Annotated in this window: 22 protein-coding genes and 3 tRNA genes; 15 read left to right on the forward strand and 10 right to left on the reverse strand. The window is 44.0% G+C overall.

Going from position 1 to position 22188, the window contains the following annotated elements:
* The 5 genes from H7844_12670 to mnmE all read right to left on the reverse strand — a co-directional run.
* Window positions 1-152: GTP-binding protein (locus H7844_12670; protein ID MEO5358135.1), on the reverse strand; the 152-nt coding region annotated here is incomplete at its 3' end.
* 133 nt (window positions 153-285) lie between these two features.
* Window positions 286-358, reverse strand: a tRNA-Thr gene (locus H7844_12675).
* Window positions 359-375: 17 nt separating this feature from the next.
* Window positions 376-447: transfer RNA gene (locus H7844_12680), tRNA-Gly, on the reverse strand.
* A gap of 5 nt (window positions 448-452) precedes the next feature.
* Window positions 453-534, reverse strand: a tRNA-Tyr gene (locus H7844_12685).
* A gap of 261 nt (window positions 535-795) precedes the next feature.
* A complete protein-coding gene (gene mnmE, locus H7844_12690) occupies window positions 796-2196 on the reverse strand; it encodes a tRNA uridine-5-carboxymethylaminomethyl(34) synthesis GTPase MnmE (GenBank protein ID MEO5358136.1) in 1401 nt (466 codons plus the stop codon).
* A 60-nt stretch (window positions 2197-2256) separates the two neighbouring features.
* On the opposite strand from mnmE, the gene H7844_12695 reads away from it, so the two are divergent.
* Complete coding sequence (locus H7844_12695) at window positions 2257-2859, forward strand: class I SAM-dependent methyltransferase (GenBank protein MEO5358137.1); 603 nt, start codon at window positions 2257-2259, stop codon at window positions 2857-2859.
* 151 nt (window positions 2860-3010) lie between these two features.
* Here H7844_12695 and H7844_12700 read toward each other — a convergent pair whose 3' ends face one another.
* Together H7844_12700 and H7844_12705 are read right to left on the reverse strand one after the other, a co-directional pair.
* The gene (locus tag H7844_12700; protein ID MEO5358138.1) at window positions 3011-3343 is read right to left on the reverse strand and encodes a hypothetical protein; all 333 of its coding nucleotides are present in this window, start codon (window positions 3341-3343) and stop codon (window positions 3011-3013) included.
* 86 nt (window positions 3344-3429) lie between these two features.
* Window positions 3430-3957, reverse strand: a complete 528-nt coding sequence (locus tag H7844_12705) for a hypothetical protein (GenBank protein ID MEO5358139.1) — start codon at window positions 3955-3957, stop codon at window positions 3430-3432.
* A 135-nt stretch (window positions 3958-4092) separates the two neighbouring features.
* On the opposite strand from H7844_12705, the gene H7844_12710 reads away from it, so the two are divergent.
* Together H7844_12710 and H7844_12715 are read left to right on the forward strand one after the other, a co-directional pair.
* A complete protein-coding gene (locus H7844_12710; GenBank protein ID MEO5358140.1) occupies window positions 4093-5970 on the forward strand; it encodes a tetratricopeptide repeat protein in 1878 nt (625 codons plus the stop codon).
* Window positions 5957-7702, forward strand: a complete 1746-nt coding sequence (locus tag H7844_12715) for a tetratricopeptide repeat protein (GenBank protein ID MEO5358141.1) — start codon at window positions 5957-5959, stop codon at window positions 7700-7702. Before H7844_12710 ends, H7844_12715 begins: the two co-directional genes overlap by 14 nt.
* Before the next feature lie 108 nt (window positions 7703-7810).
* Here the strand turns inward: H7844_12715 and H7844_12720 are convergent, their stop codons facing one another.
* Entirely contained in the window at window positions 7811-8830 is a 1020-nt protein-coding gene (locus H7844_12720) for a Tim44 domain-containing protein (protein MEO5358142.1), read from the reverse strand.
* A gap of 237 nt (window positions 8831-9067) precedes the next feature.
* Between H7844_12720 and pheA the strand changes: the two genes are divergently transcribed.
* The 12 genes from pheA (at window position 9068) to H7844_12780 (ending at window position 19910) form a co-directional block, all read left to right on the forward strand.
* Complete coding sequence (gene pheA, locus H7844_12725; GenBank protein ID MEO5358143.1) at window positions 9068-10153, forward strand: prephenate dehydratase; 1086 nt, start codon at window positions 9068-9070, stop codon at window positions 10151-10153.
* A 77-nt stretch (window positions 10154-10230) separates the two neighbouring features.
* On the forward strand, window positions 10231-11304 hold the full coding sequence (gene hisC, locus H7844_12730; protein MEO5358144.1) for a histidinol-phosphate transaminase: 1074 nt from the start codon (window positions 10231-10233) through the stop codon (window positions 11302-11304).
* Window positions 11305-11307: 3 nt separating this feature from the next.
* Window positions 11308-12333: a 3-deoxy-7-phosphoheptulonate synthase gene (gene aroF, locus H7844_12735; protein MEO5358145.1), complete on the forward strand. Its 1026-nt coding sequence runs from the start codon at window positions 11308-11310 to the stop codon at window positions 12331-12333.
* On the forward strand, window positions 12317-13249 hold the full coding sequence (locus H7844_12740; GenBank protein MEO5358146.1) for a prephenate dehydrogenase: 933 nt from the start codon (window positions 12317-12319) through the stop codon (window positions 13247-13249). The genes aroF and H7844_12740 overlap by 17 nt, the downstream gene beginning before the upstream one ends.
* Window positions 13242-14534: a 3-phosphoshikimate 1-carboxyvinyltransferase gene (aroA, locus tag H7844_12745; GenBank protein MEO5358147.1), complete on the forward strand. Its 1293-nt coding sequence runs from the start codon at window positions 13242-13244 to the stop codon at window positions 14532-14534. Before H7844_12740 ends, aroA begins: the two co-directional genes overlap by 8 nt.
* A 6-nt stretch (window positions 14535-14540) precedes the next feature.
* Window positions 14541-15179, forward strand: coding sequence for a (d)CMP kinase (cmk, locus tag H7844_12750; protein MEO5358148.1), 639 nt, complete (start codon window positions 14541-14543; stop codon window positions 15177-15179).
* 2 nt (window positions 15180-15181) lie between these two features.
* The gene (gene ispH / locus H7844_12755) at window positions 15182-16027 is read left to right on the forward strand and encodes a 4-hydroxy-3-methylbut-2-enyl diphosphate reductase (GenBank protein MEO5358149.1); all 846 of its coding nucleotides are present in this window, start codon (window positions 15182-15184) and stop codon (window positions 16025-16027) included.
* Complete coding sequence (locus H7844_12760) at window positions 16011-17579, forward strand: 30S ribosomal protein S1 (protein ID MEO5358150.1); 1569 nt, start codon at window positions 16011-16013, stop codon at window positions 17577-17579. The genes ispH and H7844_12760 overlap by 17 nt, the downstream gene beginning before the upstream one ends.
* 9 nt (window positions 17580-17588) lie before the next feature.
* Window positions 17589-18437, forward strand: a complete 849-nt coding sequence (gene sppA, locus H7844_12765) for a signal peptide peptidase SppA (GenBank protein ID MEO5358151.1) — start codon at window positions 17589-17591, stop codon at window positions 18435-18437.
* A gap of 53 nt (window positions 18438-18490) precedes the next feature.
* Window positions 18491-18775, forward strand: coding sequence for an integration host factor subunit beta (locus tag H7844_12770; GenBank protein MEO5358152.1), 285 nt, complete (start codon window positions 18491-18493; stop codon window positions 18773-18775).
* A 13-nt stretch (window positions 18776-18788) separates the two neighbouring features.
* The gene (locus H7844_12775; protein MEO5358153.1) at window positions 18789-19247 is read left to right on the forward strand and encodes a Rieske 2Fe-2S domain-containing protein; all 459 of its coding nucleotides are present in this window, start codon (window positions 18789-18791) and stop codon (window positions 19245-19247) included.
* 12 nt (window positions 19248-19259) lie between these two features.
* The gene (locus tag H7844_12780) at window positions 19260-19910 is read left to right on the forward strand and encodes a cytochrome b N-terminal domain-containing protein (protein MEO5358154.1); all 651 of its coding nucleotides are present in this window, start codon (window positions 19260-19262) and stop codon (window positions 19908-19910) included.
* A gap of 298 nt (window positions 19911-20208) precedes the next feature.
* On the opposite strand, the gene H7844_12785 is transcribed toward H7844_12780, so the two are convergent.
* A complete protein-coding gene (locus H7844_12785) occupies window positions 20209-20808 on the reverse strand; it encodes a hypothetical protein (protein ID MEO5358155.1) in 600 nt (199 codons plus the stop codon).
* A complete protein-coding gene (locus H7844_12790; protein ID MEO5358156.1) occupies window positions 20808-22091 on the reverse strand; it encodes an ATP-binding protein in 1284 nt (427 codons plus the stop codon). Before H7844_12790 ends, H7844_12785 begins: the two co-directional genes overlap by 1 nt.
* Between the last annotated feature and the right edge of the window lie 97 nt (window positions 22092-22188).

The raw sequence follows: 22188 nt of genomic DNA on the forward strand, positions 1-22188 counted from the left end.
TCTATCTGATCATAGGCCGTGAATTTGGCCTGACCCTTCATTGCCAACACCTTGGTTATAGTCGCCGTTAATGTCGTTTTGCCGTGGTCAACGTGCCCTATCGTTCCCACATTAACATGCGGCTTTGTCCTTTCAAACTTAGCCTTTGCCATCTCTTACCTCCTTAGTCATTTTCACCATTTTATCAATCTACTTTTTATAATCCACTTTTATATCAACGGCAATGCAGCCGGCACAGTGCTATCCACCTGCCAAAGCCGTACCGCCCTTTGCTTTCGTCTTAAAAGCCCATGACCGGAATCGAACCGGTGACCTCATCCTTACCAAGGATGTGCTCTGCCGACTGAGCTACATGGGCAAACATACTAATGTCAGAGCGGGAAACGGGATTCGAACCCGCGGCCCTCAGCTTGGAAGGCTGACGCTCTACCACTGAGCTACTCCCGCATAAATGGAGAGGGGAGGATTCGAACCTCCGAAGACTGAGTCAACGGGTTTACAGCCCGTCCCCTTTGGCCGCTCGGGAACCTCTCCACAGTTGCTACTTGCCAACTTCTGTCTCTGCTTTCATTGCCAACTCTGCATAGAATTGATAATTATATAGTTTTTTATTATTGTTGTCAATATGATTTTTTAAGAGATTCATAATTTTCTTTACTAAGCCATAGCTTAAATAATAACATACATTGCTTTATTAAAAAAAGTTTTTTTATTATTTATTTTAATTCCACAAAATGTTACATCCCTTATATATTGAATTAATACGCTGTTTCTTAATTGAAACGCTTCCCCGCACTACTTACCGATACAAAATTTGCTGAATATCAAACTTAAAATACCGTCGGTTGTCACCCCTCCGGTAATCTCACCAAGAGAGTTTAAGGCATTGCGAAGCTCTATAGCACTTAGCTCAAGGGGCATGCCTGAACAGAGTAACCCGGCAGCCTTTTCGATGAATGATAAGCACTCATCTATAGCCCGCTTGTGTCTGACATTTGTTATGGCCACCCCTTGTTTTACCTCCGTAGGACCTCCTGTTGCGATAGTAAAAATCATATCTTTAAGAGCACCGATACCCTCTGAGGTTTGAGCGGATATGCGTAAAACCGGAATGTTCTTCTCTCCACCGTAAGAGTCAGTCAATACGGCTTCATGGAAAGCCGCCGTAAGATCAGATTTATTTATTGCTGCTATAAGGGTGTTCCTGCCTGCTGTCTTCTCTACAATGTAGTAATCTCCCTGAGTCAATTCTGTGCTTCCGTCAAATACGGCAATGACAACGTCTGCGCTCTCTATGGCTTCCATAGAGCGTTTAATGCCCTCAAGTTCGGCATACTCACGGCTTTCCCGTATTCCCGCCGTATCTATAATCCTTGCTGGAATTCCTTTTATACTCAGGTACTCCTCTATAGTATCACGGGTCGTGCCTGCCGTGTCGGCTACTATAGCCCTGTCTTTTTCCAACAGTGCATTAAGCAGAGATGATTTACCGACATTTGCTCTTCCCACAATAGCTATTGACATGCCCTCACGGAAAAACCGCCCTGCTTCATATGAGATAGAGAGCCTCTCCAATTGTTTTGTTATTTCGTTAATGCTGTTGAGTATCCCTTCGGTTTCCGTCAAGTCGGCATCCTCATCGGAAAAATCAATGTGGGCTTCAATTAAAGCGCAGGTTTGGGCCAAAGAGGACACTATTGTAGAAATTGTACCGGAGAGGCCGCCGGAGAGTTGCTCCAGGGCAATGCGGGAACTCTCGGCGGTTTTTGATTTTATAATATCAAGGATACCCTCGGCCCGGGTCAGGTCAATGCGTCCGTTTAAGAAAGCCCTCAGTGTAAACTCCCCCGGCTCTGCAAGGCGGGCGCCAAGGGCGAGAGATATTTCAAGAGTTTTTCTTACCGTAAAGTACCCTCCGTGGCAGTGAAACTCTGCGACATCCTCCACGGTATAGCTCTGAGGCGCCCGCATTACAGCAATCAGCACCTCATCCACTGCACTGCCGTCCTCAGGATTGATGACCATTCCCAGAGACATCGTAAAGGCAGGCATTTTTGAGGGCAGCTTGCCCCTTTTTGACTTAAACATCCGGTCTGCTATCGTAAGGGCATCTTTACCGCTTATACGCACAATTGCCACGCCTCCCTCACCAGGCGGTGTTGCCACAGCAGCTATCGTATCATCATAAGAATTCATAACTCTGCCGCATATTATATCATTTGAGTTGATGATAGTGTTAAAATAGCGATGTTGCCAATGGATAAATTAGTTAAAGAATATGTAACAGGGTTTTTCGATACAACTCTCTCTATGTTTGGAGACCGCCCTGAGGCCCTTAGATGGAATAAAAACGGGCAAACTCTGCATTATGAAAGTATAGCCTCCGTGCTGCCGGAAACCCCCGCCTCTGTACTTGATTATGGCTGTGGTAAAGGTGATTTTTATGCTTTTTTGAAAGACAGAGAATTTAAGGGGCATTATGCGGGCTTTGATATAAACGAAAAGCTTATTGCATTTGCAAAAGATAAGTATCCGGGGGTGGACTTCAGAGTATTTGATGTTGAGGATGAGGACTTAGAAGAAAGTTTTGATTACGTACTGCTTTGTGGTGTGTTTAATCTCAAAGTCGAGGGAGTTGACAATACGATAAAAAATGTCCTGAAAAAACTTTTCTTCCGTACAAACAAGGTACTTGCCTATACAGGGCTCTCGGCATACTCAAGCCATAAGAGCTATGAGCTTAACTACACATCTCCTGAACTATTGCTTTCTTTTGCCCTGAAAGAGCTCTCTCCGTCTGTTGTGGTAAGCCACGGCAGAGATGTACCACAGGCGTTGAGTTTATTCGTTTACAAATAAAAAGCTAAATAAAAAAATTATACGATATAATTTATTTTCTTTAAAAATAAAAAAAAATATAGTATAATACCTTGAATTTGGCATATTACATCGTAATGAGATTTAATACGACAAAAAACTATAAGGAGGATTTGAGAATGAAGTATGTACTTTATGTAGTGTTGATGTTGTCATTAGTGTTATCTGTGGGGTTAGCAGGCTGTAAACAAGCTGAACCGCCTGCACCGGCCCCGACACCGGCCCCGACACCGGCTCCAACGGTAGCTCCGACACCGGCTCCGACACCGGCGGCGGCACCTGAAGCATCCCCGGCAGCGGCGGCACCTGAGGGAGCGGCACCGGCAGCAGCGGCACCTGAAGCATCCCCTGCGGCGGCGGCACCGGCATCACCTGCAGCAGCGGCACCAGCATCACCTGCGGCAGCGGCACCGGCATCCCCGGCAGCAGCGGCACCGGCAGCATCACCTGCAGCTAAATAACGCAACGTCAAAAGTAGTTATTACAGAGGGAAAGAGCTAACCGCTCTTTCCCTTTTTTTCTATGCAGCATCAGCATTATTCCATCATAAGATCATTTGAGATACTCCCCGTTTAGCTCATTGTATTTGTAAGCGTCCATGACGTCGGATATAAGCAACGAAATTGCGTTAAGAGGCTGTCGCCATTGATGTGCTATGACACCTATCATCTCACCCATAGCCGCCATTTTCGATTGTTGTATCAAGAGCTGTTCTTTTTCGATTTTAGCGTTAACCTCTGCATTTACCCGATTTGTCAATTCTGCATTCATTTCCATAAGTTTCGCTTCATACTGTTTTCGTTGTGCTATTTCTGCCTTTAACGCCTCGTTTATTTGAAAAATCTCCTTTGTACTCATCTGAAGTAATTGGGCTTTCCTAAGCACAAGAAACACCAAAAAAGAAATAATAACCGCCACCACTATAATATAACTCAGTATGATATGAGCAGATGTCGTTGCATGCTCCCTGACGTCTATATGAAGCGTCCAGTAACCGTTTGGCACTTCAAAAGTAAAAGAGGCCGGCGATTCCATTTTTGTAGTTGTGGATGAGGCAAACACCTCCATGCTGCCCGGCAATGTTTTACTGTTGTGCGCAAAGTATCAATAAATCTGAGAAAGCCATTAGTCTTATTATATATAATTTACAGAACATGTTTAAATGTATAAAGAATATACACAGCAACTGATTAAGACAGGGCGGCAGACTCTGGTATGAATATCACTTGCACACAACCCCGTCTTTTCATTACAATAGTATATATTTCTACCTCAATGAGAAAACATCTGAGTAATCAAACAAAACAAAAAGATGGGGTCAAGGGGGCAGGCTCCCTTGCAGAGAGGGGTTTAAGGGGAGGGACGGAGTCCTTCCCCTTACTTCCTCCTTCCCTCCTTTCCCATCCCTTCCTCTCCCTTATCCTTGCTCTTGTAGCGGTGGTTCTTTATTTACCGGTTATACGCAATGATTTTATCAGTTATGATGATATCAATTACGTGGTTGAAAATCCGGCGGTGAAGGCGGGGCTTACACTTAACGGGATTATGTGGGCTATGAAATCAGTGTATTTTGCAAACTGGCATCCTGCCACGTGGATTTTGTATATGACGGAAGCACAGGTGTTTGGAGTCAGCCCTCAGGGGTTTCACTTAGTCAGCCTTATTTTACATGCTGTTAACGGAGTACTGCTTTTTAGGGTTTTATGCCGGTTAATGAAAAAGGCGGTGCCGGCTTTTTTAGGCGCCCTGCTGTTTGTAGTTCATCCGATTAATGTGGAGTCTGTGGCGTGGGTGTCACAGCAGAAAACACTGCTTTCTACAACTTTTTGGTTTTTCTCGTTGATAACATACATTACTTATGTTGAAAAGCAAAAAGTATTTACATATATTGCTGTAACCGTTTTTTTTATCATCGGCCTTATGGCAAAACCGATGCTGGTGACTTTGCCGGTTACTCTGTTGATTTTGGATTTTTATCCGCTTCAAAGAGTTGGCGGGGTGTCGTTAAATGAAAAATTGAAAGTCATCTATGAAAAAATACCACTTTTTGTTATTTCAATAGCAGCCTCGGTTGTAACTGCAGTTTCACAGAAACAATCCGGTGCTATTGTTGCTATCTCCTCTGTGAGTGTTTCGGAGCGGCTTATCAACGCCGTTACATCTTATGCCGGATACATCAAGAAGATGCTATATCCGGTTAATCTCTCCGTGTTTTACCCTATAATGGATACGGTTAATTTTTTAACGGCAGGTACGGACATTTTTATGCTTATAGTGATTACCGCAACAGCGGTAGTGTTTATAAAAAGGGCGCCGTATGTGGCCGCAGGATTTCTATGGTATGTTGTCACTCTGCTGCCGGTTTCTCAGATTGTTCAGATTGGGGGGGCGTCGCTCTCTGACCGTTACGCTTATGTGCCCCTTATCGGATTGTTTGCCACAGCTGCTGCTTTTGCATGTAAGCAGGTTTACACGGGCAAGCTGAAAAAGTACGTTGTCGTTGTGGGTTTATTGATTGTGGTTATTGCCCTGTCTTATATGAGTGTTAAGCAACTGTCGTACTGGAGGGATTCAGGCACATTATTTAAGCACTCCACAGAGGTGACCACCGGTAATTATGTAGCCTGTAATGAGTACGGAATGTATTTGAAAGATAAGGGAGATATAGACGGCGCTGTTGAAATGTTCAGGCGTGGGCTTAGTTATGCCCCCGGAAGCAGAGTTCTTCACTTTAACATGTGGGACGCACTTTTAAGAAAAGGTGACACGGATGAGGCACAAAAGCACCTTTATATTGCTCTTTCCTCAGGAGACAGCGCTGAAAACCTCTCAGCCATTAAAGACCTTGGAGTTAAGCTCTTAAAGCAACACAATTACGCATTATCTGCTGCATATTTTTCAGTGGTGATTTCACTTAGCCCTAAAGACGCAGACGGCTATAACTATCTCGGGCTTTCATATCTTGGCCTTAAGGAATATGATAAAGCTAAGTTGGTTTTTCAGAGAGGGCTTAAAATTTATCCTGACCGCTCTGATTTTAAGTTTCATATGGGGCTTGCCACTAAAGCGCTTACTGAAAATGATACAAAATAAACAATTCAATATTATAAAATATATGTTAGCAGCCGCTGAAAAAACACCGCTTTTTGCCGTCCTGTTTTTATGTTTAACCACCTTTATTGCCTACCGTGGCGTGCTTTACAATGGCTTTGTCAGTTATGATGATTATCTTTGTATAATTGATAACCCTTTAGTAAACGGCGGGTTTACCACAAGGGGTGTGGTTGCCGCTCTGACTACCCAACATGCTGCAAACTGGCATCCGCTTTCGTGGTTTTCCCACATGGCGGATATTGAAATGTTTGGTTTTAATGCCGGTGGGCATCATGCTGTAAGCCTGTTATTTCACATAGTAAACGTATGCCTCCTGTATGCACTGTTGATGTTGATTACAGGGCGGACATGGGAAAGTCTGATTGTGACGACAGTTTTTGCTGTTCATCCCCTTACTGTGGAAGCGGTAGCGTGGGCAGCTCAGAGAAAAACCGTGCTATCCACTATGTTTTGGCTGCTTTGCCTTATTTCATATGTTAAATATACGAGGAATGCTTCAAAGTGGGATAAATATCTGTTAGCCCTGCTTTTTGAAATCCTTGCCTTGATGTCAAAACCGCAGGCGGTGATTATCCCTGTAACTATGTTGATACTGGATTTTTGGCCGCTTCAACGTTTTAAGGATATCGGCAAACTAAAAAAAATATTATCAGAGAAAATCCCTTTTTTTGCGCTTGCTGTTTTAGGAAGCCTCTCTGCTCTGTGGTCGCAGGGTATTTATGGTGCGGTGGTTTCAACTCAGGTTCTTCCACTTAGCGTTAGGATTCCAAATGCCGTTAACTCAGTGTTTTTATATCTGGGAAAACTAATGTATCCGGTGAATCTGTCTTGTTTCTATCCGTATATTGCTCAAAGCAAGGCGGCAATCTCAACTATTGAAGGGTTTGTTATTTTAGCGGCAATCGTAATAGTTGTAAAACTCAGAAACAGGTTTCCATATCTGCTAACAGGGCTGTTGTGGTTTATAAGCACACTTTTGCCGGTTATTGGGATTATCCATGTGGGTTATGCCGCAGCGGCCGACAGGTATATGTATGTACCGGTAATAGGTGTAGCGATAGCTGTGGTGTGGGGACTCTCTGATGTGGCCCAAAAGCACAGTAAAGCCGGTTTAATAATAAAACCGGCACTTGTGGTAATTATTCCGGCGCTTTTATTTATGACACAGCGGCAGGTATCGGTCTGGAAAGACTCAGTAAGTTTATATACTCATAGTGCTTCCGCTGTTAAACTTAATTATGTTGCTTACAGCAACCTTGGGCAGGTGTATCTGAAAGGTGGAGAGCTTGAGTCAGCACTTAAAAACTTCACGGAGGCTTACAAAATAATGCCGGATAATCCTGAGATAAACTACAACATGTGGGTTACACTAAACAGGCTTGGCCGGAATTCCGAGGCTGAAAAATATTATGCCGCCTCCGCCCCTGTATGGTATAAGGGTGATTTGCGGGTGTTTTATAAACAATTCGGGACTGCTTTGCTTAAAGACGGAAAGTATGAAGATGCGTTTAACTACCTCTTGAAATCTCTTCAGGCAGACAGAAACGATGTTGAAGCATTAAAACTAATCGCTGCCGCATTAGAACACATGGGCAGATATGATGAGGCCATAGCGGCATTAAAAAAAGTTGTCCTGCTCAATCCTGATTACTCTGAGGCCGGTGTGAAGCTAAAAGAACTTAATCGGAAGAGAGGCGGTACAGATAGGTAAAGATGTGTTAAGGGGGATGAGGCACCCCATCACGGCGGTGTGCCTCATCCCCTCCCTGTATCGGGAGGGGATAGTGGAGTGTATCAGATAAAGTTACATATTATCGGGCTATTGTTGCTGAATAGCCGAGAATTTCCATTCATTGGTGTTGGTATCTCTGGCAAAAGTCCAGTATTCAGTAAATCTGTCGGGATTTCTGTCATCGCCGTCAATTAGTTTGCCGGATTCGTCTGTGGTGTAATCAAGCAGAGTTGCAGATATTTCCACAGTTATATAATCTTTGCCCTTTTCCTGCCATGCCTCGGTAATTACCACCTGTTTAAGGGATATATTTTCGATTTTGTTGATCTCTCCGCGTGCTTTCAAGTTTTGCACATCGGAGTTAAAAGTTACATAAATCTCAGGCATCATCATGTGTTTTACGGGTTCAAGGTTGCGCTTTGACCATGCATCCTGTAATTTAAAGAAAAATGTTGAAACAGCTTCCGTAAAATGGTACTCATCAAAACGCGGGTCAAATCGTTTTATATCTGCAAGTCCTGTAACATTGTCCATAGTTTCCGCCTCTGACAGATAGTCCTGTTGTGGCTGCTCCTCGTAGCTGTTGGAATAATAACTTGTGTCTGAGGAAGTGTTGTATGCGTTGCGGCGCCGTGATTTTACCACCCTGTAGATTACATAGCCGACAACCAGCAGAAGTATGATATCAAAAAGCCCTATCCCACCGCCAAATCCACCGCCGTAGCCACCACCACCACCGCCATAGCCATAGCCGCCGCCGTAACCCGGAGAACGGAACAGTAAACTGCCGATAGCGCCGCCAATAAGACCACCTGCCAGTGCTTTTCCAAATGTGCTGCCAAAGAAACCACTGCGCTGAGGTGCCGCCGCCTGAGGTGAAGTATAATTAGTTGATGGTCTCTGTGCCTGCACAGCGTTTAAATTTTGTTGAGATGTCTTTGGTGCACTATATGTTCTTGAACCGCGGCTGCCTGCTGAAGATGATGCTGAACTTCGGCTGCCCCCTCCACTGCTTCTGCCCCCGCCACCGGCACGGGCATATGCCTCTTCTATTACCAATGTGCTCAGAAACAATACTATCAATAATATTGTAAAGTGTTTTTTCATATACTACCGTCCCCCTTTATTGTTGTTTTAAATTTTTAGCTTAAATAGAGGTGGCTGCAACCTCTATTACTCTCCTATTAACATTATATCATAGAGTACCCCTAATAGTCAATACGCCCCTTTTTTCAGAACTTAAAGCCGGTACTTATAAAATATTTTTGAAAATAATAAAATATAGTTGAATTAAAAGAAAAAAATCTGTTAAAGTATGTAATTGTAAGGAAGGGATTGGATGGTATGGATAACAATTTATTAAAACCTTTAAGAGAGAAAATAGATGTAATTGACGAGAGAATTCTGGAGCTTCTGAATGAAAGAGCACAGATTGCGCTTGAGATAGCCGAAATAAAGAAAAGCCATAAGCTTGATTTTTATAATCCCAAAAGGGAACAGGAGATACTGGAGAGGCTTATTAAGGCTAATAAGGGAATCTTTCCAAATGATACCCTGAAGATAATTTTTAAGGAAGTATTCTGTGCGACCCTGTCTCTGGAAAAACCCCTGACTGTAGCATATTTCGGGCCGCAGGCTACCTATACCCATCTGGCCACTATGAGATATTTTAGTTCATCATGCTCATACCTTCCCACAAACAGCATAAAGGAGGTCTTTGAATTTGTCGATACCGGGAAGGCCGTCTTTGGTGTTGTGCCGATAGAGAATTCCAATGAGGGCGCGATAAACTACACCCTTGACATGTTTATTGATTATGACCTCAGTGTATATGCTGAAATTCTCTTAGCCATACATCACCATCTGCTCTCTACCTGTAACAACAGGGCGGAGATAAAAAGAATTTACTCTTTCCCTCAGGCAACAGTGCAGTGCAGGAAGTGGCTTGAGGCAAACATGCTGGGTGTGCCGATATTTGAAGCCGCCTCCACGGCTCAGGCTGCCTCTGTCGCCGCTGAGGAGGAAGGAGCCGCCGCTATTAGCAGCGATCTTGCAGCTAAAATCTATAATTTAAACTTTATAGAAAGAAACATTGAAAATGTTAAAGACAACGTGACCAGATTTCTTGTGATTTCAAAAGAATCGCAGGAACGCTCCGGTCACGATAAAACCCTTATTATGTTTTCCGCAAAAGACCAGCCCGGCTCTCTGTATGATATTCTAACGCCATTTAAAAAACAAAAGATTAATCTGACAAGAATAGAGTCAAGGCCGTCTAAGAGGAGGGCGTGGGAGTATATATTTTTTGCCGAGTTTGAGGGACATATTGAAGATAAAAAAGTCAAAAAAACCCTCGTTGCCGTTAATAAACGAAGTACCTTTTTAAAGATTTTAGGGTCATATCCACAGGTTGACACCATTGAAAAATAAACTCTTTTACCGGCCCTTACTTCAGGCTGTAACTGAGCTAACAGCTTCTATTTCTGAGACAGGAGGTTTTTTTATTTTTGATTAGAGCACCTAAACATGTAACGGAGATAAACCCATATGTGCCGGGAAAGCCCATTGAGGAGCTGGAAAGGGAGCTCGGTATAAAAAATTCCATAAAGCTGGCTTCAAACGAAAATCCGTTGGGACCGTCTCCAATGGCGGTTGCTGAGTTACAGATGTTTATCCCTTCTCTGAACCGCTACCCAGACGGCGGAAGTTACCGTTTAATTTCCGCCCTGTCCAATCATTTAAATGTGCGCCCTGAGGAACTAATAGTCGGCCATGGCTCAAACGAACTGCTGGATATTGCGGCACGGACGTTTATGCAGCCCTCGGATGAGGCTGTGATGGGGCATCCGTCTTTTGTTGTGTATCGCAATTGCACGCAAAAAGTTAACGCAGTGCCGGTCTCCGTTGCCCTTACCCCGGATAAGCGTCATGACCTCAGAGCAATGGCTGCCAAAATTACCCAGAAAACGAAAATTGTTTTCATCGCTAACCCAAATAATCCCACCGGCACCATTGTGACAAGAGATGAGTTTGACGCCTTTATGGAAAACCTCAGAGACGATATTCTTGTGGTGGTTGATGAGGCATATTTTGAGTACGTGCAGGACAGCCGAAATGCTGATAGTATGAAACATTTCCGTGCCGGTAAGACCATTTTAATACTGAGAACTTTCTCAAAAATCCACGGACTGGCCGGACTAAGAATCGGCTATGGGATAGCCGCCCCTGAGATTATAAACGAGATGAATAAGGTGAGAGAGCCTTTTAATACCAACACATTGGCACAGGCTGCGGCGGTTGCCGCCCTTGCCGACAAAGCCCACGTTGCACGCTCAGTGACCGCCAACGAGGACGGCAAACAATTCCTTTATAATGAGTTATCGAAAATGAGCGTTAACTTCACTAAAACGGAAACCAATTTCTTATATATAGACTTAAAAAAAGATGCAAAAGAGGTATATAAAAAAATGCTGCAAAAAGGTATGATAGTACGTCCGATGGGGGAGAGCTCTTTAAGGGTGACAATAGGACTACAGGTGGAAAATGAGGCTTTCGTCAGAATTTTCAAGGAGGTTATGTAAAGGATGGATATTATAGTATTAAAACAAAGTGCATCACAGGAATCAATAAACAACTTGATAAAGAAAGTTGAAGGCAAGGGGCTGACGGTAAATATCTCAAAGGGTACTGAACGCACAGTCTTAGGGGTGATAGGGGATACCTCGAAGTTTTCGGATGATGAGGTTAACGCCATCAGGGCTATGCATGGTGTAGAGGATGTTATGCGCATAGTGAAACCCTACAAGCTTGCCAGCCGTGATTTCAAAAAGGAAAATACGGTAATAGATGTTGGCGGCATAAAAATCGGCGGCGGCTTCATACCGGTCATAGCCGGGCCGTGTGCCATAGAAAGCCGTGAAATTTTACTGTCTATAGCGGAAAAAGTAAAAGAGGCCGGAGCCTCTTTTATAAGAGGGGGAGCTTATAAGCCGCGCACGTCGCCCTATACGTTTCAGGGGCTTGGCGAGGAGGGGCTTGAGATTTTAGCCGAGGCAAGGGAAAAAACAGGTATGCCCATTGTAACTGAGCTTATGGACCCGCGTGATTTAGATACAATGCTGAAATACACTGATATAATTCAGATAGGAACCAGAAATATGCAGAACTTCCGTCTTCTTCTGGAGGTGGGCTCCTGCAACAGGCCGGTCTTACTCAAGCGCGGACTAAGCGCCACCATTAAGGAATGGCTTATGGCTGCCGAGTATATAATGTCACGTGGAAACCACAACGTGATACTGTGCGAAAGAGGGATAAGAACCTTTGAAACGACAACAAGAAACACGCTGGACCTAAGCTGTGTTCCGGTGCTTAAGCAGCTGACCCATCTTCCGGTTATTGTGGATCCCTCACATGCGGTAGGACGTTGGGACCTTGTGCAGCCTATGTCGCTGGCTTCCGTGGCGGCAGGGACGGATGGTCTTATCATTGAAGTTCATACTAATCCTGAAGAGGCGTTTTCAGATGGCGAGCAATCACTTAAGCCGGAGGTTTTCAGTGCCCTAATGAAACAGTTAAAGCCAATAGCGGCGGCTGTTGGAAGGGAAATATAAGGGAAAAAGGGGTTATGGGTTATTGTATTTTGAAAAAATAGCAATTCTGGGCGTAGGTCTTATGGGCGCCTCTTTTGCCAGGGCCGTCAGAAAACTTGGGGTTACCTCAAGGATATGCGGTTATGGCAGAAACGAAGAAAGTTTAATAAGGGCTAAGAAAGACGGAATAATAGACTGTTATGATACCACTTTAAGCAGCCTGGCCGACGGTGCCGATTTAATCCTTCTGGCAACTCCGGCAGGCACCTTTGAAACCCTGGCTACCCAAATCAGTCCGTATTTAATGCAAGGTGCCATTGTTACCGACGTCGGCAGCGTAAAGGGCTCTCTTGTTTATACTCTTGAGGAGCTTATGCCTGAAGGTGTGCATTTCGTAGGTGCTCACCCTATCGCAGGTAAAGACCAGTCCGGAATGTCGGCATCCTCGGATTGCCTCTACAATAACGCACTCTGTATAGTAACCCCCACCGGCAAGACAGACCGGCCGTCTTTGGAAACTGTCAAGACTCTCTGGAAGTTAATCGGTTGTTCGATTAAAACCCTCACACCTGAAAAGCACGATGAGATATTCTCCTCTATAAGCCATCTGCCCCACATTGTTGCCTACGCTATGGTTAACACAATCGCCGGTATTGATAACGGATTTTTTGAATATGCCGGTAAAGGTTTTAAAGATACTACAAGAATAGCTGGAAGCTCACCGGACATCTGGAGTGACATCTGTCTTCTCAATAAAGAAAATATAACTAATCACATCGGGATTTATATAGAAAAACTCAACGCCATATTAACACACATTAAGAATTCCAATAAAGACGGACTCTTAAAGGAATTTGACAATGCAAGGGCATTGAGAAATGATATAAAAACAGACGTTTCAAATACCGGCATAGAGGATTGTATAGACAATGTCTGACAGTATAACATTGTCAAAAGCCGGTTGTTTAAAGGGAGAGCTTAAGTCGCCCCCTGATAAATCCATATCACATCGGGCTGTGTTTATTTCGTCCCTTGCAGAGGGCGTCTCTGTAGTTAAAAACTTTCTGTACGCAGAGGACCCAAAGGCTACTGTGGGTGCTTTCAGAAATCTTGGGGTGGAAATAACTGAGCGTAAAGATGAGCTCATAATAACCGGCAAAGGCTCAAATGCTCTGAAGGAACCCTCAGATGTTATAGATTGTATGAACTCAGGAACTACAATGAGGCTTTTACTGGGGGTACTATCCGGATGCCGCTTCAGCAGTGTGTTAACAGGGGATAGTTCCTTAAGAAAGAGACCGATGGCAAGAGTTACAGTGCCGCTTAGGCGGATGAATGCCCAATTTATAGGAAGGGAAGACGGCAGGTATGCCCCGATTGCGGTAAAAGGCGGTGGTCTTAAAGCAATAGACTACACTATGCCGATACCCTCTGCACAGGTTAAGTCCTCGGTACTTCTTGCCGGTTTAAACGCAGAGGGAATTACCTCGGTTACAGAGTCTGCAAAGTCACGCGACCACACCGAACGTATGCTTAAAACCTTTGGCGCCAATATAACCGTTAACGGCCTTAGTGTAACAATAGACGGCACAAACACACTTACCGCCGCTGAGATAACAGTGCCTGGAGATATATCCTCAGCCGCTTTTTTCTTAGCCGGAGCCGCCATTGTTGCAGGCTCTGAGATAGTGGTTAAAGGCGTGGGGCTAAACAAGACAAGAACCGGATTTATTGATGCGCTCATTGCTATGGGAGTGCAGGTTGAAATCAATGAAGACAAACAGCTTCAGGATGAGCCACAAGGGGATATATGCGTAAAATACACTGACGGTTTAAGGGCTTTTACCCTTGACGCTCCTGATATTCCCGCACTGATAGACGAATTCCCGATTCTGTGTGTGCTGGGTTTGTGTGCACATGGGGTTACCGAAATAAGGGGGGCTGAGGAGTTAAGAGTAAAGGAATCCGACAGGATAACTGCAATGGCCGGTGAGTTAAGAAAGATGGGAGCGGTAATTGAGGAATATCCCGACGGAGTAGCCATGGAGGGTCCTCAGGAGCTCTACGGCGCGGTAGTGGAAAGCCACGGAGACCACCGTATAGCGATGGCTCTGTCAATAGCCGCACTTGTTGCAAAGGGGCAAACTACAATTAACGGGATATCCTCGGTGGAGATATCGTATCCCGGGTTTTTTGAACAATTAAGGAGATTAACCGTATAAAGTACTATGCCAAGGGTAATAGCGATAGACGGCCCTGCGGGGGCCGGAAAGAGCACTGTGGCAAAGGAGCTCTCAAGGCGGCTTGGGTTTAATTACCTGGATACCGGCGCACTGTATCGTGCAACAGCGCTTAAACTTGTAACGGCGGGGTTGGACGAGCAGGCATCTGATGGTGAGATTATGGAAATATTAAAAGATACAAACATAGAGTTTTCCGGAGACAGTGTTTTTCTGGATAATAAGGATGTCTCAGGGCAAATAAGAGCGCCTGAGATTGGGCATTATACCTCGGTGTTTTCATCCAAAAAGGTAGTCAGGGATTTTTTGCTTATCGTACAGAAAGAGGCAGGCGGCAGGACTAATCTGGTGGCCGAGGGCAGGGATATGGCAACAGTTGTATTCCCTGAGGCCGACAGGAAATTCTTTATAACCGCTGATGAACAGGTCAGGGCGGCAAGACGTTACAGCCAACTTAACGGCACAGTGAGTTTTGATAGCGCTCTCAGTGACGTCAGGGAGCGTGACAGAAGAGACACGGGACGGGCAAATGCACCTCTTAAGAGGGCTGCGGATGCCATAGAGATAGACACCACGGGCAAGGATGTGGAAGAGGTGCTTAGTGAGATGATGAGGAAGATAGGTTGAAAGTGACAGTGGCACAGCGGGCGGGTTTTTGTTTTGGCGTTAAGAGGGCGGTCAATATAGCCTTTGACATGGCCTCAAAAAGAGAGGGCGTCTGTACGCTGGGCCCGATAATTCATAATCCGCAGGTGGTGGAGCGGTTGAGTGAACAGGGAGTAAGGTGTGTAAATGACCCTGAGCCCGGCGTAAAGTCACTGATAATCCGCACCCACGGTATCCCCCTTGACATGTATGAGAAGATTTCGACCACAGGGCTTGAGATAGTGGATGCAACGTGCCCGTTTGTTAAAAAAGCACAACAATATGCTAAACTCCTGAGAGAGGAAAATTATCAGGTAATAGTGCTTGGGGACAGGGACCATCCTGAAGTCAAGTCAATAATGAGCTATGCCGGCACAGATGCTGTGGTGCTTAAAGAGGGTGAGTTGCCGGAGAGGCTGAAAATGAAAGTCGGAGTGGTTGTGCAGACAACGCAACCGGTCTCGGCTCTGACAAAGCTGGTCTCAGGCATTGTGGATAGAGTCAAAGAGTTAAAAGTCTTCAATACCATCTGTAATTCTACGGCGCTTCGGCTTAAAGAGACAAGCGAGATATCATCAAGCGTTGATGTGATGATAATAGCCGGTGGTAAAAACAGCGCCAATACTACCCAGCTTGCCAATCATTGTCGTTTGCTGGGAGTGAAAACCTACCATATAGAGACAGCCCCGGAGCTGCAGAGTGAGTGGTTTGACGGTGTTACACATGTTGGAATAACAGCCGGGGCCTCCACTCCGGATTGGATAATAGATGAGATAGTAGAAAGAATTAATCATATAGGGGGCATAACAGGTAATGGAATTACAGAATAACGATTTAGAACAACTCTACGCCGGTACATTTAAGAGTATAAGTCCCGGAATGATACTGACCGGCAAGGTAGTATCCAAAAAACACGACGCCATAATTGTTGACATTGGTTATAAGTCCGAGGGGTTTATTCCTATTGACGATTTTACCAATGATGAGCTTCTGGAGTTAAAAGAGGGAAGTGACATCGAGGTGCTGGTGTCGTCCATAAAGGACTCAGAGGGCACAATTACTCTGTCTAAGAGCAAGGCAAAGATTCTTAAAACGCAAAAACGATTACAGCGCTCTTTGGAAGAGGGAACGGTGCTTGAAGGTAAAATTGTAGAGAAAACAAAGGGAGGTTTCTTTGTAGATATATCCGGTGTAAAGGCATTTTTGCCCGGCTCGCAGTATGATGTAAAGCAATTGAAATCTTATGACGACGCCATTGGGCAGAATTGTAAATTTAAGGTACTCAAACTCAACAACAAGCTCAACAACGTCATAGTGTCCCGCCGTGCGGTCATAGAGGAGGAAAAGCACAAGAAAAAAAGTGTCACGCTGGAGCTCATAAAAGAGGGCGCAATTCTTAGCGGTGTGGTTAAAAACATAACCGACTACGGCGTTTTTGTAGATCTCGGAGAGGTGGACGGACTCTTGCATATCTCTGATATTTCATGGGGAAGGATAAACCATCCGTCGGATTATTTTAAAGTCGGTGATAAGATAGAGGTTCTGGTGCTTAAGTATGAGCCGGAGTCGGAAAAGGTCACGCTTGGATACAAACAGAAAAAGGCTGATCCGTGGATAGATATAGAAACGAGATATACCGAGGCTAAGACGGTGGAAGGTAAGGTGGTGGGGATAACCGATTACGGGGCATTTGTAGAGCTTGAGGATGGTGTGGAGGGACTGGTGCATGTCTCTGAGCTTGACTGGTCACCACGCCCCGGACACCCGTCAAAGTATTTGGAGATAGGAGATGAGGTAAGTGCTGTCATACTTAAGATAGAAAATGCCCAGAGGCGGATATCCCTTGGTATCAAGCAACTTAAACCCAAACCATGGGAAGTGGTGTCTCAGAAGTACAAGGTTGGGCAGAAAGTTACAGGGAAAGTGCGGACGATTACGGACTTTGGAGTTTTTGTCGGTATGCCGGAGGGTGTTGATGCGCTTATTCATATCTCTGATATATCGTGGACTAAGCACATAAAGCATCCCTCTGAGGTATTCCGGTTAAAGCAGAGGCTGGAAGCCGTGGTGTTAAGCCTTGAGCCGGATAAAAAACGAATGCTGCTGGGAATAAAGCAAATGAAGCCCGATCCGTGGATAAGTGAAATACCGCAGCGATTTAAAATAGGTGACGACGTAAACTGCAAAGTGTTGAGAGTTACGGAGTTTGGGCTTTTTGTTGAAATAGAGGACAGTGTAGAGGGACTTGTGTATGCATCTGAGATAGTTAAAAACGGCGACAGAGATTACACTGAGGGCGACCCGCTTGTGGCAACCATAATAAAACTTGATTTTGAACAGAGAAAAATCGGCTTAAGCATGCTGGGGTTAAAAGGGAAGTAAGGTGTAACTATGCGTGGAAAGAGAATTCTGTTTTTTTTTATAGGACTCTTTATACTGTTGGCGGCGGTGGCCTTTACTCTTGCACTGTTGACTAATGAGGTGCAGTTGGGTGAAAAGGTAGGGCTTGTTAAGGTTGAGGGGATAATCATGAGTTCTAAAGAAGCCGTTAAAGAGTTAAAAAAATACAGGGAAGACCCTTCAATAAAGGCCATAGTGGTTAGCGTAAACAGTCCGGGCGGTGCGGTGGTGCCTTCTCAGGAAATATACAGTGAAATTAAGAAAACTACCGGGAAAAAGAAGATAGTGGTGATTTCGATGGGGTCGCTTGCAGCCTCAGGGGGCTACTACATATCGGCGCCTGCAACAAAAATCATAGCCAACCAGGGTACGATTACCGGTTCCATCGGAGTGATAATGGAAACACTAAATGTAAGCGGGCTCATGTCCAAACTGGGAGTCAACAGCGAGGTGGTAAAAAGCGGCAGATATAAGGACATAGCCTCTATGTACAGGGGAATAGGAAAAGAGGAACGGGAGATATTGCAAAACATGCTTGATGATACTCACGGCCAATTCATTGAGGCGGTGTCTGAGGGCCGCAATATGCCTGTTGAAACAGTTAGGAAATTAGCCGACGGCAGAATTTTCACGGGCAGACAAGCGCTTGCCCTTGGTCTGGTTGACAAACTTGGAACACTCCAGGACGCCATTTATGAGGCCGCCGCAATGGCCGGAATTAAAGGAGAGCCACGGGTTGTGTCAAAAAAAGAGGATTTTTCACTTACCGAGCTGCTCTCCAATAAGTTAAATTTAAACTTATCGCCCGGTATGAAGTTAAATTATTTGATGCATTTCTAATTTTAAATATTTAATATTTTGAAATAACCTGAAAAATAAATATTGGGGGAAGGATGACAAAGTCAGAGCTAATAAACGTGGTTACTGAGAAGGCACCTGGGTTAACCAGAGGCCAGACCGAAATAATAGTGGAAGCGTTTTTTCAAAGTATTATTGATGCTCTGGAGAGAGGGGAGAAAATAGAGATACGAGGATTTGGAAATTTCCGCTTAAAAGAACGTAAAGCCCGCATTGCAAGGAACCCCAAGACCGGTGAGGAAGTTGAAGTGCCTGCCAAGAGAATCCTCCATTTCAAAATAGGCAAGGAACTCAGGGAAATGATAAATAATAAATCCTGACGGTAGTGTAAATTTGGTACGAAGGGAATTTATTAAAAAACTCATAAAGGTTTTTTTTGTTTTAATCGCAGCGGTTTTTTCTGTAGTCACCGTTATTTTTTCATATCCAGCCGGTATAAGGCAAAAAAAATATACATTTTTTAGTTTAATGACAGAGGACGGACTTCCCATAAGAGGGGTGAAGAGGTTTGATTACCACTTTAAATCAGAGCGACAGGGAGTATCAGGTGAGCTGACCGGTGTGGTTTATATCGTTAACAATACAAAGAAGATATATGCGCTGTCGCCGGTTTGTACACATCTGGGGTGTCTTGTCACCTATAACCGGCATAAAAACGAATTTTCATGTCCGTGCCACGGTGGAAGATATGACACGGAAGGAACAGTGCTTGGCGGCCCTCCCCCTGAGCCCCTTACAAGACTTCCTCTTAAGATTGAAAACGGACACGTTTTTATAGGTTTTAAAATTTAGCAAACAGCTAAAATGGGAAAAATATTTGACTGGATAGATGACGTGTTTCATGTAAAGAAACCTCACAGCAGGTTTCTTAAACGCAGGATAAACCCTGAGGGATTAAACTACTTTTATTGCCTGGGCGGGGCGGCATTTACCTCCTGCCTGCTTTTATTAACAACCGGTCTGCTCCTTTCCTTGTACTATGTGCCGTCGGAGCATGAGGCATACATAAGCATTGTAAAAATTCAGCGAGAGGTACATCTCGGATGGTTCATCCGCTCTGTGCACAAATGGTCCGCCACCTTTCTTATTGTGTTTATTCTTAGCCACACACTCAGGGTCTTTATTTCTAAAGCATACAGTAAGCCAAAGGAGCTAAACTGGGTTGTGGGCTCATTGACACTGTTCTTTGCCTTTGCCTCAGGGTTTACCGGTTACCTTCTGCCATGGGACCAAAAGGCCTACTGGGCTACAGAGGTGGGCACTTCAATGGGTGCAACCGTACCCTTCATTGGCAAACACATTGTGTATTTGATAAGAGGAGGGGCTGACATAGACGGAAACACATTAATCAGGTTTTACAGTATGCACGTTTTGTGGTTTCCCCTTTGCATGGCAATGCTTTTGTGGGCACACTTCCATATGATTAAACGGCAGGGGATAAAAGGTAACTTGTAATTTACTTGACGCTTACTTAAGAAGCTCCTCGCCATCAACCTCAGTTGCAGGGGGTTTTAACTCCCAGCCGCAAAATCCCTGATTAGCCTGTCTGTTTAACCATATCTGAGTATCGGGAAATCTTGTTTTATCTTCCCGATATCTTTACAGATGTCTCGGATGTCACCACCTCAAAAGCGGATGTGCCATCCCTTAAAAACACATTCAGCCACGATGTTACCTGAGCCGTAAACTCTCTCTTATTAAATTTAATGTCTGTCATTGATTTTGCACCATCTAAGCACAGAGCACTTTGCCTTTACCTCGGAAACCACTGTTGCAATGTGCCGGTGAATTCTTTAAATGCAGAATCCTCACACCTTTTAAAACTAACTCTTTCCGCCAATTTTCTATATATAGATGACGAGCGTGGTATTTTCTTAACTCTTAACGCCTCTTCAAATGCTTCTTTCGGTTTTGCAGGTTTAGTTGAATCCGTTGTAAGATATTTTTGGGCTAACCAGTCTCTCAGCTCCTTATGGTCCCAGTTTATACATTGGGCAACTTCAGGAGAATCGCTCCATATCCATATCTCAAGTTCCGGATCCAACACTATTACCTTTGACCGGTTTTCCCATCCGTTACTATTGAGGTTAGTTTGCACAACATATGCAATTTCGGATGCTGTATCATCACAGCCGCAACCTTCCCTGTCAAACACAACTAAAGCATAATTATATTGGCCTATATATATCTTCAGAAATTCATGAGCTCCTTTGTAAACACCAGGATCTCTTAGCTTATGTCCCTGAACGTAAAACGTAATATCCCTTATTTTTAACGAATCTTTCCGTTCTAATATTCCGTTAAATGTGTATTCCATATTTTTGTCAGCCACAAGAATAAAAAGGTCTTTCATTATCCCAACACGCCGGAGGCAAAAAGTATGGAAAGAGGCGTCTCTCCTTTCCATTGTGTAAGATTAGGGTGGTTTTTACCTGATACGATGTCCACTACACCATCCTCTGTTTTGACAAAACACAGGATGTCTTTTATCCCTGCCACATTAACAATTTCAGGTGAGTGTGTGGCTACAAGCACCTGAGCATTATAGACTGAGGACAGGGATTGAAATATTGTTTCTATCGCCCCTGGATGAATTCCGTTTTCCGGCTCCTCAATCAAGAGTGTTCCCTCAATATCCGGTAAATACGCTAAAATTGTTAATGCAAGCAGTCTGAGAGTACCGTCGGAAACCATCCATGACGGTACCTCCAGATTATCTTTATATACAACGACAAGATAACGGTGCTGAAGATCTTCTCTGATTAGAGTTTTTACAGTTTTAAGTTCAGGGAGCGCAGTTTTGACGTGTTCTATCCAGTTATAAAATCTTTGGGGATATTCCGTTTTGAGACGTTCTATGACCCATGGCAAATTTGAGCCTTCCGTGCTAAACTGCCTTGGCATTCCCGGCGGGCTCGAGTTTCTCATTTTCTCACTGTTAAGTATCAGGGTTTGGATGCCGTCCATCAGCATTTTCTTAAACCAGATAGCCACTGGAAATTTAGTTTCATCCTCAGGTAAATTACCCAAAGCGGATTTTTGAGGCCCCAGTTTAAATGAATACGAAATAGTTGCACTCCCACCACTTATAAAACCTTCAAACAATTTGCCTACAGTAAAAGTAACTTTTTTCTCAGGGTAGAATTCATCCTTACCATTTTTAATTTTGTTTATCATTTTTATCCATGATAATTCCGGTCTGTTAACTATTGTCTGTTTTGGATGTATTGAGGAAGTATCATAGCGTTCTGAATTCTTGTTTAAACATTCTGAGTATTTTGGTATAAACCACAAAGTTTCGCTTAAAATACCTAATTCACCGGTCTCTTCAATCTTTCCTATTGTTATTTCGTACCTGCATTTACCTTCGTTTTCATACTTATCGGGAATTTTCATTTCGACGGCAAGTTCAAAAGAATCACCTTCTCTAAGCCAAAAAAGATCATTATAATTTGGAGTTCTTTTTCTTACGGCAGATTCAGGCCCGTTTTTGACAACATCGCCAAGAAAAGAAATGACGTCAAGTAAGGTAGATTTTCCACTAGCGTTGGGACCAACCAAAATATGGAAGTTGCCAATATCTTTTTTGATATACTTTAAACATCTGTAACGTAATGCCTCGACTAAACAAATCATCCGTGCATCCCGGTTTTTAGAATTTTATGTGTTAATATATTTCTCATTTTATGTCAATTCACTACTATTATAGCATAAAAACAAACTGTGCTTTCCC

The sequence above is a fragment of the Nitrospirae bacterium YQR-1 genome (genome assembly GCA_039908095.1).
Classification (GTDB): domain Bacteria; phylum Nitrospirota; class Thermodesulfovibrionia; order Thermodesulfovibrionales; family Magnetobacteriaceae; genus Magnetomonas.

Bases quoted from the DNA above. Each gene is read 5' to 3' on its own strand.
- H7844_12770 (MEO5358152.1), top strand. From the start codon at position 18,491: ATGACAAAGTCAGAGCTAATAAACGTGGTTACTGAGAAGGCACCTGGG.
- H7844_12780 (MEO5358154.1), top strand. From the start codon at position 19,260: ATGGGAAAAATATTTGACTGGATAGATGACGTGTTTCATGTAAAGAAA.
- H7844_12790 (MEO5358156.1), bottom strand. From the start codon at position 22,091: ATGATTTGTTTAGTCGAGGCATTACGTTACAGATGTTTAAAGTATATC.
- pheA (MEO5358143.1), top strand. From the start codon at position 9,068: ATGGATAACAATTTATTAAAACCTTTAAGAGAGAAAATAGATGTAATT.
- sppA (MEO5358151.1), top strand. From the start codon at position 17,589: ATGCGTGGAAAGAGAATTCTGTTTTTTTTTATAGGACTCTTTATACTG.
- H7844_12720 (MEO5358142.1), bottom strand. From the start codon at position 8,830: ATGAAAAAACACTTTACAATATTATTGATAGTATTGTTTCTGAGCACA.
- H7844_12710 (MEO5358140.1), top strand. From the start codon at position 4,093: ATGAATATCACTTGCACACAACCCCGTCTTTTCATTACAATAGTATAT.
- mnmE (MEO5358136.1), bottom strand. From the start codon at position 2,196: ATGAATTCTTATGATGATACGATAGCTGCTGTGGCAACACCGCCTGGT.
- H7844_12715 (MEO5358141.1), top strand. From the start codon at position 5,957: ATGATACAAAATAAACAATTCAATATTATAAAATATATGTTAGCAGCC.
- H7844_12760 (MEO5358150.1), top strand. From the start codon at position 16,011: ATGGAATTACAGAATAACGATTTAGAACAACTCTACGCCGGTACATTT.
- aroA (MEO5358147.1), top strand. From the start codon at position 13,242: ATGTCTGACAGTATAACATTGTCAAAAGCCGGTTGTTTAAAGGGAGAG.
- aroF (MEO5358145.1), top strand. From the start codon at position 11,308: ATGGATATTATAGTATTAAAACAAAGTGCATCACAGGAATCAATAAAC.
- H7844_12785 (MEO5358155.1), bottom strand. From the start codon at position 20,808: ATGAAAGACCTTTTTATTCTTGTGGCTGACAAAAATATGGAATACACA.
- cmk (MEO5358148.1), top strand. From the start codon at position 14,541: ATGCCAAGGGTAATAGCGATAGACGGCCCTGCGGGGGCCGGAAAGAGC.
- H7844_12695 (MEO5358137.1), top strand. From the start codon at position 2,257: ATGGATAAATTAGTTAAAGAATATGTAACAGGGTTTTTCGATACAACT.